Source organism: Bradyrhizobium sp. 18BD, assembly GCF_054185225.1.
In genome coordinates this window covers 1-13,561 of sequence record NZ_JAVAYL010000012.1, presented here as the reverse complement: position 1 = coordinate 13,561, position 13,561 = coordinate 1, and the positions used below count along the sequence as shown (strand labels likewise).

General features: G+C 63.9%; 13 protein-coding genes. 10 read left to right on the top strand and 3 right to left on the bottom strand.

Going from position 1 to position 13,561, the window contains the following annotated elements; translation table 11 throughout:
- Positions 1 to 83: 83 nt before the first annotated feature.
- A complete protein-coding gene (locus RAD16_RS21705; RefSeq protein ID WP_458159903.1) occupies positions 84 to 1,628 on the top strand; it encodes an acyl-CoA synthetase in 1,545 nt (514 codons plus the stop codon).
- A 141-nt stretch (positions 1,629 to 1,769) separates the two neighbouring features.
- Here the strand turns inward: RAD16_RS21705 and RAD16_RS21700 are convergent, their stop codons facing one another.
- Entirely contained in the window at positions 1,770 to 2,312 is a 543-nt protein-coding gene (locus RAD16_RS21700) for a methylated-DNA--[protein]-cysteine S-methyltransferase (protein WP_458159902.1), read from the bottom strand.
- A 137-nt stretch (positions 2,313 to 2,449) separates the two neighbouring features.
- Between RAD16_RS21700 and RAD16_RS21695 the strand changes: the two genes are divergently transcribed.
- Both RAD16_RS21695 and RAD16_RS21690 read left to right on the top strand, forming a co-directional pair.
- Positions 2,450 to 3,268 carry an alpha/beta fold hydrolase gene (locus tag RAD16_RS21695; RefSeq protein WP_458159901.1) on the top strand — a complete coding sequence of 273 codons (819 nt, stop codon included), beginning with the start codon at positions 2,450 to 2,452 and terminating at the stop codon, positions 3,266 to 3,268.
- Positions 3,269 to 3,270: 2 nt separating this feature from the next.
- Positions 3,271 to 4,083, top strand: a complete 813-nt coding sequence (locus tag RAD16_RS21690) for an alpha/beta fold hydrolase (RefSeq protein ID WP_458159900.1) — start codon at positions 3,271 to 3,273, stop codon at positions 4,081 to 4,083.
- Between the two features lie 37 nt (positions 4,084 to 4,120).
- Here RAD16_RS21690 and RAD16_RS21685 read toward each other — a convergent pair whose 3' ends face one another.
- A complete protein-coding gene (locus tag RAD16_RS21685) occupies positions 4,121 to 4,576 on the bottom strand; it encodes a carboxymuconolactone decarboxylase family protein (RefSeq protein ID WP_212290019.1) in 456 nt (151 codons plus the stop codon).
- 100 nt (positions 4,577 to 4,676) lie between these two features.
- Here RAD16_RS21685 and RAD16_RS21680 point away from each other — a divergent pair, with 100 nt between their 5' ends.
- The 6 genes from RAD16_RS21680 (at position 4,677) to RAD16_RS21655 (ending at position 11,905) form a co-directional block, all read left to right on the top strand.
- Entirely contained in the window at positions 4,677 to 5,534 is an 858-nt protein-coding gene (locus tag RAD16_RS21680) for a sigma-70 family RNA polymerase sigma factor (RefSeq protein ID WP_458159899.1), read from the top strand.
- Positions 5,535 to 5,718: 184 nt separating this feature from the next.
- Entirely contained in the window at positions 5,719 to 6,396 is a 678-nt protein-coding gene (locus tag RAD16_RS21675; protein WP_458159898.1) for a GntR family transcriptional regulator, read from the top strand.
- Positions 6,397 to 6,562: 166 nt separating this feature from the next.
- Positions 6,563 to 7,363: a phytanoyl-CoA dioxygenase family protein gene (locus tag RAD16_RS21670; protein WP_458159897.1), complete on the top strand. Its 801-nt coding sequence runs from the start codon at positions 6,563 to 6,565 to the stop codon at positions 7,361 to 7,363.
- 160 nt (positions 7,364 to 7,523) lie between these two features.
- On the top strand, positions 7,524 to 8,837 hold the full coding sequence (locus RAD16_RS21665; RefSeq protein WP_458159896.1) for an NAD(P)H-dependent oxidoreductase: 1,314 nt from the start codon (positions 7,524 to 7,526) through the stop codon (positions 8,835 to 8,837).
- A gap of 412 nt (positions 8,838 to 9,249) precedes the next feature.
- Positions 9,250 to 10,341, top strand: a complete 1,092-nt coding sequence (locus tag RAD16_RS21660; RefSeq protein ID WP_458159895.1) for a TRAP transporter substrate-binding protein — start codon at positions 9,250 to 9,252, stop codon at positions 10,339 to 10,341.
- A 472-nt stretch (positions 10,342 to 10,813) separates the two neighbouring features.
- Positions 10,814 to 11,905 carry a TRAP transporter substrate-binding protein gene (locus RAD16_RS21655; protein WP_458159894.1) on the top strand — a complete coding sequence of 364 codons (1,092 nt, stop codon included), beginning with the start codon at positions 10,814 to 10,816 and terminating at the stop codon, positions 11,903 to 11,905.
- Positions 11,906 to 12,140: 235 nt separating this feature from the next.
- Here RAD16_RS21655 and RAD16_RS21650 read toward each other — a convergent pair whose 3' ends face one another.
- On the bottom strand, positions 12,141 to 12,728 hold the full coding sequence (locus RAD16_RS21650) for a hypothetical protein (protein WP_458159893.1): 588 nt from the start codon (positions 12,726 to 12,728) through the stop codon (positions 12,141 to 12,143).
- Between the two features lie 377 nt (positions 12,729 to 13,105).
- On the opposite strand from RAD16_RS21650, the gene RAD16_RS21645 reads away from it, so the two are divergent.
- Entirely contained in the window at positions 13,106 to 13,390 is a 285-nt protein-coding gene (locus RAD16_RS21645) for a GFA family protein (RefSeq protein ID WP_458159892.1), read from the top strand.
- Positions 13,391 to 13,561 lie beyond the last annotated feature (171 nt).

The following is a 13,561-nucleotide window of genomic DNA, read 5'->3' as shown; positions in this document are numbered from 1 at the left end:
GAATGGTGAGTAGGCGAAGAGCGGCTTGCCCTTCTTCCCTATTCGCCATTCGCTGCTCGCCATTCGCGTTCTGAGGAAACGCCATGACCCATCCGTCCGTCTACGCAAAGATCACGCCCGACAAGATCGCCTACCAGATGGCCGGGACCGGCAAGGCGATCACCTATCGCGAGCTCGACGAACTCTCGAACCAGGGCGCGAACTTGTTTCGCTCGCTCGGCCTGAAGGCCGGCGACCACATCGCGCTGCTGATGGAAAACCGCCTCGCCTTCATGGAGATCTGCTGGGCGGCACAGCGGAGCGGGCTCTATTACACCGCGATCAGCCGTTATCTAAAGCAGGATGAGATCGACTACATCACCGGCGATTGCGGCGCCAAGGTCGTGATCACCACGCCGAAATGCGCCGACCAGATCAAGGCCCTGATCAAGGGCACGCCCGGCGAGCCGATCTTCTACATGGTCGACAAGCCCCTGCCTGGCTTCCGCTCCTACGACAAGGAAGCGGCCGCGCAGCCGACCATACCAATCGCGGACGAGGTTGCTGGCTACGACATGCTGTATTCGTCGGGCACGACCGGCCGCCCGAAAGGCATCAAGAAGGCGTTCGAGGGCAACAAGATCGATGTGCCGAACGCGTTCCTGCGCGTGCTCTGCGCTGACATGTGCGGCATGAATGCCGAGAGCATCTATCTGTCGCCGGCGCCGCTCTATCACGCGGCTCCCTTGCGCTTCAACATGATGGCGATCGTGCTGGGCGGCAGCTCCATCATCATGGAGCACTTTGACGCCGAGGACTTCTTGAAGCTCGTCGAGAAGTACAAGGTCACGCAATCGCAGCTCGTGCCGACCATGTTCGTGCGCATGCTGAAGCTGCCCGACGAGGTCCGCGCCAAGTATAACGTCTCGACGCTGAAGGGCGCGATCCACGCGGCTGCACCCTGCCCGGTCGACGTCAAGGCCAAGATGATCGAATGGTGGGGCCCAATCCTGATCGAGTACTACGCGGGCTCGGAAGGCAACGGCGTCACCGTCTGCAACTCGCAACAATGGCTGGAGCATCGCGGCAGCGTCGGCCGCGCCGTGGTCGGCAAGATCAAGATCCTGGACGAGAACGACGAGGAGCAGCCGGTAGGCGAGATCGGCACGGTCTATTTCGCCGATGCGCCCGTCTTCATCTATCACAACGACCCCGAAAAGACGAAGAAGGCCTACAACGCCAAGGGATGGTCGACGCTCGGCGATGTCGGTTATCTCGACAAGGACGGCTTTCTGTTCCTCACCGACCGCAAGTCCTACATGATCATCTCGGGCGGGGTGAACATCTACCCGCAGGAGACCGAGGACGTGCTCATCACCCATCCCGAGATCGCCGACATCGCCGTGTTCGGCGTGCCGAACGAGGAGATGGGCGAAGAGGTGAAGGCGGTGGTGCAGCCGCACGACATGACGCGCGCCGGCAAGGAGCTCGAGGCCGAGCTGATCGCATATTGCAAGACGCGTCTGTCAGCCATCAAGTGCCCGCGCTCGATCGATTTCGAAGCCGAGCTGCCGCGCACGCCCACGGGCAAGCTGGTGAAGCGGCATCTGCGCGACAAGTATTGGCCGAAGACGGCGGCGAAGATTTAGCGGAGGTCTTGTGTCCCGGACGCGGTGCAGCGCGGAGCGGTGCGCCGCAGAGCCGGGACCCATCTCGCTGAGATGCTGGGCCGCGGCTCAGCAGTGCAGCACTTCGTGCCGCACTGCATCCGGGGCACGATCAACACCGCCTCAATCAAACAAGCTCGGCGTGTGGTTCACCAGCGCGCCCTCGATCTCGAGCATCTTCAGCTTGGTCACCACGCCGCCATTCGCCGAGAAGCCGCCGGGCTTGTTGCCGGCCGCCAGCACGCGATGGCAGGGCACGACGATCGGGCACGGGTTGCGGCCGAGCGCCTGGCCGACGTCGCGCGACAGCTGGACACCGCCCAGCTGCTTGGCGATATCGCCATAGGTGATGGTCTTGCCGGGCGGAATGGCACGGGCGATCTCGTAGACGCCGCGGTTGAACTCGGGCACGCCGTCGAGATCGAGCGGGATGTCGGTGAGGTCATCCGGCTCGCCTGCAAGCAGCTTGACGATGCGGTCGATCGCCTGCTGCACCTCGGCGGTCGGCTCCGCCTCGCTGGCGTCGGCGTGGCGCTGGCTGATGCGGGTGCGGATCTTCTGCTCGCCACCCATCGGAAGCTGGGTGCCGTTGATGCCGCGCGGGCCCCAGGCGATGGCGCAGAGGCCGATCTTGGTGTCGAACAGGGCAAAATGCTGGTCGGTCATGGCTTGGTTCCTGGCTTGCGTCCTCTCGCATGCCCCCATTGTGATCTCGGCCTAAATCTAGGCTTGGAAATAGTTGCGATCCACCCGGTTTCCGGGAATCTTGCACAGGAGTTCCGCCCCCTTTCCGCGAGCCCCGAATGCAAAGCCTCCACGTCAATGGATACGACATGCCCTATCTCGACGTGGGCGAGGACAAACGCGGCCCGCCGCTGGTCTGCGTGCACGGCTCGCTGTCCGACTTCCGCGTCTGGGGCTGCGTGCTCGGGCCGCTGACGCGGCGGCACCGGATGATCGTTGTCAGCCTGCGGCATTTCTTCCCGGCACAATGGGACGGCGTCGGCGACACCTATTCGATTGCCCAACATGTCAGTGACGTCATCGCTTTCATCGAAAAGCTCGACCTCGGTCCGGTCGATCTGATGGGCCATTCCCGCGGCGGGCACATCTGCTTCCGCGTCGCGCAGCAGCGGCCCGACCTGCTGCGGCGGCTGGTGCTGGCGGAACCTGGCGGCGAGCTCGATGCGAGCCTCGATCCGGACTACGCCGGCGGCCCCTCACCGCTGCTGGCGCGGTTCACGGCCTCGGCCGAGAAGATCGCGGCCGGCGATATCGACGGCGGCCTTGCCGTCTTCGTCGACACGCTGGAAGGCGCCGGCACCTGGCCGCGGCTGCCGGCGATGGTGAAGCAGAATCTGCGCGATAATGCCTATACGCTGATCGGACAGGTCCGCGACAACCGCCCGCCGTTCTCGAAGGCGGATGCGGAATCGATCAAGATGCCGACGCTGTTCATCCTGGGCGCGCGGACCAAGGGCCTGCTGCCAAAGGTGCTGCACGCGCTCGCCGCGCACGTGCCCTATTCCAAGACGGCGATCATCCCGAACGCGACGCATCCGATGTTCGAGCAGGCGCCGCAGAAATACTCCGAAGTGGTCCTGGATTTTCTGGCGAGCTGATCATGCAGAGCTTTCGCGTCAACGGTTACGACATGGCCTATCTCGAAGTCGGCGAGGGCCATCCGCTGGTCTGCGTGCACGGCACGTTAGGGGATTTCCGCACCTGGTATTCGGTGCTCGGCCCGCTCTCAAAGAAGCATCGCGTGATCTCGGTTAGCCTGCGGCATTTCTTTCCCGAGCATTGGGACGCCGTCGGCGAAGACTACAAGATGGCGCAGCATGTCGCGGATACGATCGCCTTCATCGAGCAGGTGCAGCCCGGCCCGGTCGACCTGATGGGCCATTCGCGCGGCGGCCATATTGCCTTCCGCGTCGCGCAGGCGCGACCTGATCTGTTGCGAAAGCTGGTGCTGGCCGAGCCCGGCGGCGATCTCGATGCCAGCCTGCCGCTGCCCGAAGGCACGCCCGCGCATCCGCCGCTCGCCGCAAAGACGGTGCGCTCGGTCGAGATGATCCGCGCCGGCGACATCGAGGGCGCATTGCAGAACTTCTACGAGGGCATCGAAGGCGACGGCTCCTGGCGGCGGGTGCCTGCGGCCGCAAAACAGCAGCTGCGCGACAACACGCTCACCTTCCTCGGCCAGATCAACGAGCAGCGCCGGTCGTACACACTTGCGGACGCGCAGGCGATCAAGACGCCGACGCTGCTGATCGGCGGCGGCGCCACCACCGGCAGCCTGTCGGTGATGTGGCGCGTTCTTGCCGAGCATATCGAAGGCGCGCAGACGGCGGTGATCCCCAACGCCGGCCACTGGATGTTCGAGCAGGCGCCGCTGGAATACGGCGAGGTCGTGAACAGGTTCCTGGCGGAGTAGCTCTCTCCCCGCGTGCGGGGAGAGAGAAGCAAAGGCCTCACACCTTCCACACACCGACCGGCATCTTGATGGTCGCGTTCAGCCGATTCCAGACGTTGATCGTCGCGATCGAGAGGATCAGGGTTGCGAGCTCGCGCTCGTCAAAATGCTTGGCGGCCTCGTTCCAGATCGCATCCGGCACCGGGTCTTCGCGATCGGCAACGCGCGTGACGGCCTCGGTGAGCGCCAGCGCGGCGCGCTCGGCGTCGGTGAAATAGGGCGCCTCGCGCCAGGCGGACACGGCGAACAGGCGCTCGTCGGTCTCACCGAGCTTGCGGGCGATCTTTGGATGCATGTCGACGCAGACGCTGCAGCCATTGATCTGGCTGGCACGCAGGTGCACCAGTTCCAGGAGCTTTTCCGGCAGGCCCTGCTTGGTCACATTGCCGAGGGCTTGAAGGTGGTTCATGGCTTCGGGCAGGACCATGACGGGGTGGTTCATGCGGGCGTGCATCATCTTGCGTCTCCATCTATCGATTTTCGAAGGTTCCGGTCACATCGGCCGGATTGGCTTCGTCATGGGCATGACGGATCGCGACGAGGGGATGTGACCGATGAGCGAAGAAAATTTTGTGACCCGGCAGTTCGAGGCCAATCGGGACCATCTGCGCGCGGTCGCCTACCGGATGCTGGGCGCGAGCGGCGAGGTTGACGATGCCGTGCAGGAGGCCTGGCTGCGGCTCAGCCGCAGCGACACGTCCGACGTCGCGAACTTGCGCGGCTGGCTGACCACCGTGGTCGCCCGGATCTGCCTCGACATGCTGCGCGCACGAAAATCGCGCAAGGAAGATCCAATGGGCCCGCACGTGCCCGAGCCGATCGACGAGACCTGGGAGCGCGAGGCGGAGATGGCCGATTCCGTCGGCGCGGCGCTGCTGGTCGTGCTCGAGACGTTGCAGCCGGCGGAGCGGCTCGCCTTCGTGCTGCACGACATGTTCGCGGTCCCGTTCGAGGAGATCGCGCCGATCGTCGGCCGCTCGGTCGATGCCTCGCGACAGCTCGCGAGCCGCGCGCGGCGGCGCGTGCAGGGCGCCCCGGTGCCCGAGGCGGACCTGTCGCGCCAGCGCGCGATCGTCGATGCCTTCCTCAAGGCGTCCCGCGAGGGCAATTTCGAAGGCCTCCTCGCGGTGCTCGATCCCGACGTCGTCTTCCGCGCCGACGACGCTGCGGTGCGGCTCGGCACGCTGCCGGAAATCCGCGGCGCGGATGCGGTCGCGCAACTCTACAGGGGCCGCGCCCAGGCCGCACGGACGGCGCTGGTCGATGGCGAGATGGGCGTCGCTGTCATCCTCGGCGGCCAGCTGCGCATTGCGCTGCGCGTCAGCTTCAACGGCGACCGCATCGCCGGGATCGAGGCACTCGCCGATGCGGAGCGGATCGCGACGCTGGAGGTTGAGGTGCTGGAGAGCTGAAGCGGTCACAACCTGCGAAAACAACCCCATGCACAGTAGGCAGGCCTAGCGATATCAATGACTTAGCGAGGCCCCCAACAGCGGCCTGAGCGGGTCGCGAAGGCCTGCCTTGACGCCCTCGCCCTCTCGGAGTACCTTCGAATACGGAATTCCGTATTCCCTTTTGTTGTCCGGAGCTGCTGGCGTGATCCCTCTCGACCCGCTCCCGAACCTGATCGACCAGGTCTATTCGCGGATCCTGGAGGCGATCTCCGACCGCACGCTGCAGCCCGGCCAGCGCATCCGGCAGAACGAGCTTGCCGACAAGCTCGGCGTCTCGCGCCAGCCGGTGTCGCATGCGCTGCATCTCTTGCACCGTCAGGGGCTCGTCGCCGAGAGCGGCAAGCGCGGTTTTGAAGTCACCCAGCTCGACCCCTCACGCATCCGCCAGCTCTACGAAGTGCGCGGCGCCATCGACGCGCTGGCCGCACGGCTTGCGGCGATGCGCGCGGCGAGTGACGCGGTGGGGCGCGCGCGGCTGGACGCCGCGCTCGCCGCCGGACGCGGCATCGACCGCAACACATCATTGTCCGAGCTGATCACGCTCGACGTCGATTTTCACCGCGCGATCTATCAGCTCGCCGGCAATCCCGTGATCGAGGAAACGATTGCGCCGCAATGGCCGCATATGCGCCGCTCGATGGCGGCGGTGCTGTCCGAGCTGGATTATCGCGGCAGCGCCTGGGCGGAGCATGTGACGATTGCTGGGCACATTCTCGCGGGCGATGCGAAGGCGGCCGAGCGCGCGGCCCTGGCGCATGCGCAGACGGCGGGACGGATGACCGAGGAGAGATTGAGGGCGACGGACGAGGCCGCGGCGTAGCGAGCCGTCATTCCGGGGCACGCGAAGCGTGAGCTTTGATGCGCAATTGCGCATCAGAGAATCCATCGGGCCGCAGAGACTGACGAAGAATGGATTCCGGGTTCGCGCTTCGCGCGCCCCGGAATGACAACAATAAACGGCAAAACAAAACCAAGGAGGACGGCCCATGAAATTGTCTCAGGAGCAATTGGAGTTCTTCCACCGCGAGGGCTGGCTGTTCCTGCCCGAGCTGTTCAGCCAGGAGGAAGTCGACTTCCTCGCGCGCGAGGCGGTCAGTATTTATGATGCCAACCGGCCCGAGGTCTGGCGCGAGAAGAGCGGCGCGCCGCGCACGGCGTTTGCCGCGCATCTCTACAACGACGCCTTCGGCGTGCTCGGCGCGCATCCGCGCATGATCGATCCGGTCGAGCAGCTCTTCGGCGAGCCTGTTTACATGCATCAGTTCAAGATCAACGCGAAATCGGCCTTTACCGGCGACGTCTGGCAGTGGCACCAGGATTACGGCACCTGGAAGCGCGACGACGGCATGCCGGAGCCGCGCGCGATGAACATAGCAATCTTCCTCGACGAGGTGATGCCGATCAACGGCCCCCTGATGCTGGTGCCGCGCAGCCAGAACGCCGGCGATCTCGAAGCCTCGCATGACCTTGCCACCACATCCTATCCGCTGTGGACGCTGGACGAGGACACCGTGACGCGCCTCGTCAAGCAGGGCGGCATCGTCGCGCCGACCGGCAAGCCCGGCGGCATGCTGATGTTCCACGGCAATCTCGTGCACGGCTCGGCCGGCAACATCACGCCCTACCCGCGCAAAATCGTGTACCTGACACTGAACGCGGTCTCGAACTACATCCGCACCCCGACGCGGCCGGAATATATCGCGCATCGCGATTTTGCGCCGATCAAGACAGTGGGTGATGATGCGCTGGTGCGGCTGGCACGGGCACCGCGGCAGGCGGCGGAGTAAACTGTCATTCCGGGGCGACGCGTAGCGTCGATCTATGATGCGCAATTGCGCATCAGAGAATCCATTAGGCCGCAGAGTTTGTGGATGAATGGATTCCGGGCTCGCGCTTCGCGCGCCCCGGAATGACGAGCTTTGATTGTTGCACCTACGGATTTCCAACATGAACCTCTTCCGCATCCTCCAGGCCCGCGCGTCCGCCGGAATGCCAGTTCGTGTCGCGCTGATCGGCGCCGGCAAGTTCGGCTCGATGTTTCTGGCGCAGGTGCCGCATACGCCAGGACTTGAAGTGTCCATCATCGTCGACATCGACCGCGAGCGCGCGCGTGAGGCCTGCCGCACCGTGGGCTGGAGTGCCGAGCGGATCGCGGCCACCGTCTTCACCGATGACGGCGCGCGCGCCATCGCTGGCGGCGCGATGGACGTGGTGGTGGAGGCGACCGGCAATCCCGCCGTCGGCATCCGCCACGCCCGCGCCGCGATCGCCGCGGGCAAGCATATCGTGATGGTCAATGTCGAGGCCGACGTGCTGGCGGGCCCGCTACTTGCCGAGGAAGCGCGCAAGGCGGGCGTGGTCTATTCGCTCGCTTATGGCGACCAGCCGGCGCTGACGGCCGAGATGGTCGACTGGGCGCGCGCCACCGGCTTTCGGGTCGTCGCGGCGGGCAAAGGTACAAAATATCTGCCGGCCTATCACGACGTGACGCCTGACGGCGTGTGGCAGCATTACGGCCTCACCGCCGGCGAAGCGCAGTCGGCCGGGATGAATCCACAGATGTTCAATTCCTTCCTCGACGGCACCAAATCGGCGATCGAGATGGCCGCGATCGCCAATGCCTGCGGCCTCGACGTGCCGTCGGAGGGATTGTTGTTCCCGCCCTGCGGCGTGGACGATTTGCCGCACATCATGCGGCCGCGATCGCGCGGTGGCGTGTTGGAGCGATCCGGCGTGGTGGAAGTGGTGTCGTCACTCGAACGCGACGGCCGGCCGGTGTTCCGCGATCTGCGCTGGGGCGTCTATGTCGTGCTGGAGGCGCCGAACGACTACGCCGCCGATTGCTTCAAGCAATATGGCCTGAAGACGGACGGCAGCGGGCGTTTCGCGGCAATGTACAAGCCGTATCATCTGATCGGGCTCGAACTGAACATCTCGGTGCTCTCGGCCGCGCTGCGAGGGGAGCCGACCGGCCAGCCCTACGGCTTCCGCGGCGATGTCGCCTCCGTGGCCAAACGCAATTTGCGCGCCGGCGAGATGCTGGACGGCGAAGGCGGCTACACGGTGTGGGGCAAATTGGTACCGGCGGCGGCGAGCCTGAAGGCCGGTGCGCTGCCGATCGGCCTGGCGCATCGCGTCAAGTTGAAGCACGACGTCGCCCATGGCGAGATCGTGCGCTGGAGCGACGTCGAGTTCGACGCGAACAACGAGACGATCAAGACAAGGAAGGCGATGGAGGCTGCGTTCGCGAAGGAGGAGTAGAGGGGAAACGAGCAGAGCCGCAGGCTCCTCACGAAGCGCCGGGTGAGGGCTTTTTCCTCTTGGGGAGTCTTGGTTGTTGAAGCACGCTCTCCCCGGCCCTCCCCAGCAAGCGGGGGAGGGAGCGCACCGGCGTCGTGGCTGTTGGTTGCCCAATCATGCAGCAGCTACCGATGCCTCGGACTTTCGTCTGCCAGCGCAATTGCGAGGCCGGCTTCAGGCTTGATTATCGCGCGGCGACCGGTCATCCTTGCTGACGGAACCGCAATGATCGGAATTCCAACAACAAGAGCCCATCAGGGCCATTCGGAAACGCCAACGAACCTCAAACAAAACAACGTCGAGCCTCGGCGAAGAATAAACGACACCAAGATCGTTCCCTTAAGTCGAAGCATCGGCACTACGGAGGGTACGCATGAAACGTCGTGATTTCCTGAAGGTAACGGGCGCGAGCCTGGCCGCGAGCACAGCCGTGGCTGCGCCTGCGATCGCGCAGGGCTCGCCCGAGGTCAGGTGGCGCTACGCCACGAGCTGGCCGAAGTCGCTCGACACGCTCTATGGCGGCTGCGAATATTTCACCAAGAAAGTCGCCGAGATCACCGACAACAAATTCCAGATCCAGCCGTTTGCGGCCGGAGAGATCGTCCCTGGCCTGCAGGTGCTCGACGCCGTCTCGAACGGCACCGTCGAGATCGGCAATACCGCGCTCTACTACTACTGGGGCAAGAATCCCGCTTTCACCTTTGCAACAGCACTGCCGTTCGGATTGAACACGCGCCAGCAGATCTCTTGGCTGTTGTGGGGCGGCGGGCAGGAGCTGGTGAACGACCTCCTGAAGGAGCACAATTGCTATGGCATTCCGACCGGGTCCACCGGCGCCCAGATGGGCGGCTGGTTCCGGAAGGAAATCAAGACGCTGGACGACATCAAGGGCCTGAAATTCCGCATCGGTGGATTTGCCGGCACGATCCTGGCCAAGCTCGGCGCAGTACCGCAGCAGATCGCCGGCGGCGACATCTATCCGGCGCTGGAGAAGGGCACCATCGACGCGGCCGAATGGGTCGGTCCGTACGACGACGAGAAGCTCGGCTTCGTCAAGGTTGCGAAATACTACTACTATCCGGGCTGGTGGGAAGGCACGAGCCAGGGCCACAACATCATCAACCTCGACAAGTGGAATGCGCTGCCGAAGCACTACCAGGCCGCGGTCGACGCCGCCTCGCGCGATACCTTCACCTGGATCACCGGCAAGTACGACGCATTGAACGCGCCGGCGCTGAAGCGGCTCCTGGTGTCGGGCGCGGTCCTGAAGGCATTCCCGCAAGACGTTCTCGAAGCCTGCTACGCTGCCGCCAACGAGACCTATGCCGAGCTGTCCAAGTCCAATCCACATTTCGGCAAGATGTATGCGAGCTTGGCCGCCTATCGCGGCGAGGCACTGCCCTGGTTCCAGGTCGCGGAGCTGAGCTTCGACAGCTTCATGATGCGGATGCGGACGAAGACGTGAGGCGGTAGCGATTCACACGACGAAAGGATGAGAAGCCCCGGAGATGGCAGCATCTCCGGGGCTTCTTGCGTTGAACACGACTATCCTCGGGTGCGCAAAGCGACTTGTCCGCCGTAGCTCGAAGCGCGAAGGCGGAAGTGCGCCCGCGATTTCCGGCTGAACGAAAAGATCGCGGGCACGGCGCTGTCGCGCCTTTGCCCTCCCTGCGGCAGTGGAGTTCGGCGAGAGGTCAAGCCGCCGGGACGGCTTCATCGGCAGCGAAGCCTTCGCAACTGCGAGCACTCCAACGACGCTTGATTATCGCAAAGCGACCCGTCATCCTCACCGCCGGAGCCGCAACGCACGGAATCCACAAGAGCCCTGCAGGGCCATCAGGCACATTCACACAACACAACGTCGGTTATCGGCGAAGCCAAGACGACACGAAGATCGTTCCCTTAGGTCGAGCAATCGGCACCTTGGAGGGATACGCATGAAACGTCGTGATTTCCTGAAAGTGACGGGCGCCGGCCTTGCGGCAAGCACCGCGGTCGCTGCGCCGGCCATTGCGCAAGGCTCGCCGGAAGTGAGATGGCGGCTCGCCGCAAGCTGGCCGAAGGCACTCGATACGCTCTATGGCGGCTGCGAATATTTCTGCAAGCGCGTGGCCGAGGCCACCGACAACAAATTCCAGATCCAGCCGTTCGCGTCGGGCGAAATCGTCCCGGGCCTGCAGGTGCTCGATGCCGTGTCGAACGGCACCGTCGAGATGGGCAACACGGCGCTGTATTACTACTGGGGCAAGAATCCCGCCTTCACCTTCGGCACCTCACTGCCGTTCGGCCTGAACACGCGCGCGCATATTTCCTGGCTGCTGTTCGGCGGCGGCTCCGAGATGCTCAACGACCTCCTGAAGGAATACAACACCGTCGGCATTCCGACCGGCTCGACCGGCGCCCAAATGGGCGGCTGGTTCCGGAAGGAGATCAAGTCGATGGAGGATTTCAGGGGACTGAAATTCCGCGTCGGCGGTTTTGCCGGCACGATCATCGCCAAGGTCGGCGGCGTGCCGCAGCAGATCGCGGGCGGCGACATCTATCCGGCGCTCGAGAAGGGCACGATCGACGCGGCCGAATGGGTCGGACCCTATGACGACGAGAAGCTCGGCTTCGTGAAGGTGGCCAAGTATTACTACTATCCGGGCTGGTGGGAAGGCACCGGGCAAGGCCACAACATCATGAATCTCGACAAGTGGAACGCGCTGCCGAAGCACTACCAGTCCGTGGTCGAGATGGCCTCGCGCGACACCTTCACATGGGTCACCGGCAAGTATGACTACGTCAACCCGCCGGCACTGAAGCGCCTGCTGGTCGCCGGCGCGGTGCTGAAGCCGTTCCCGCAGGAGGTGCTCGAGGCCTGCTACAACGCCGCGGGCGAGATCTACGCGGGCCTCACCAAGACCAACCCGCACTTCAACAAGATGTACACTAGCCTGTCGGCGTTCCGGAACGAGTCGCTGGCCTGGATGCAGGTGGCGGAGCTCAGCTACGACAGCTTCATGATGCGGATGCGGACGCGGACGTGACGACAGTTCGCTGCGCCTGAAAACGACGAAAGCCCCGGAGATGTCTCCGGGGCTTTTGCCATTGAACGGCTCTCGTAGGGTGGGCAAACCGACTTGTCCGCCGTAGCTCGAAGAGCGAAGGCGGAAGCGTGCCCACCGCCTCTCTCCGTCGAGAATATCGTGGGCACGGCGCTGTCGCGCCTTTGCCCACCCTACGGCGGCGAACGCGCGGCGTTAGCGGCGCACTGCGCCGTTCTTAGTTCTGATCATCCCCCAGCGCGGCGACGAGCTTGTCGTAGTACTTGCCGACGAGATCGATGTTGCCCTTGTTCTCGACCTGCGGCGCCGGCGTCTTCAAGGCTTCGTTGAGCTCGTCGAGAGCTTCCTTCTTGTCCTTGGCGGGCATCTTCTTGTCGGTCTGGATCTGCGCGATCTGCGCCTTGATCACGGCTTCGGTGCCGATATATTTCTTGCTCGCGGGATCGAAGCCGCCGAGCACCAGGCTGATGTTGTCGACGATGTTGTTATAGTCGTCATAGCTGGCGAAGCCGTATTTCTTGGCCACACCGTCGAGCTGACCGATCACCTTCTGGTCGGGCGCGGTATTCTCCGGCAGTTTTTCCGTGATCGCATCCATGTCCTTCTGCGCGGCGAGCACGCCGTCGAGTTGCTTGTCGGTCAGCGCGATCTGCTTGAGCGTCGGGGCCTGCGCGGGCGCGGCCTGCGGCGCCGGCGCGGCCTGCTTGGCCTGCGCGAACGCTGTGCCGGAGGAGGCAAGCGATGCTGCGGACACGAGGCACGCGACGCCGAACGCAGTGAGGGCGGGACGAAGCAATGCTGGCATGAGAGTCTCCTCCTGAGGGGGATGGTTGATTTTGGCGCTGGAAGATCTTGCCGGTGGAAGGTCCAGACGTGTGGAAAGCTAGGGAACCCGAAATGAACTCCACATGAACTCGGCCTGGTCCTGCTAACGGCCGATCATGGCTGAATGATCACAACCTTGTGGAGGCTTCGGCGATCACCAAACATTGTTCGGCGTGCAATCCATCTGTTGTGCGGCCAGACTGTCTCGCCGATGCTCGCATGCACCAGAGAAGGAAAGAGACATGCCCACCTATCGCGGCTCATGCCATTGCGGCGCGGTGACGTTCAGCCTGGTGTCAGATATCACCTGAAATCACGACCTGCGATTGCTCGCTGTGCCGGCAGAAGAATGCGCTGATGACGAAGGTGCGCGAGAGCGCGCTCACGATCGAGAGCGGCGAGGATCTGTTGTCGGCCTACGAATGGAATACGCACCGCGCGAAACATTTCTTCTGCTCACGCTGCGGCATCTACACGTTTCACCGCAAGCACGCGGCGCCGGATCATTTCGGCGTCAACGTGTTTTGTCTCGAGGATTTCGATCCGGCCTCGGTGCCGGTGCGCGCGACCGAGGGCATCGGCATGTCCGTGGTCGATCGCAACGCGCGGAGCCAATGGCCAGGACCGCGCGAACCCGGCTAGCGCAGCGGACCTTTGAAGACGACAGCGCAAGCTGAAGACGTCAGCACAAGCAAAAACGCCGCCTCCGTTTCCGGAAGCGGCGTTTTGTATTCGAACATCGTAAGAGGAGGATTTCTTGTCCTTGGCAGGCCTGGCAGCGACCTACTCTCCCAGGGCTTAAGCCATAGTACC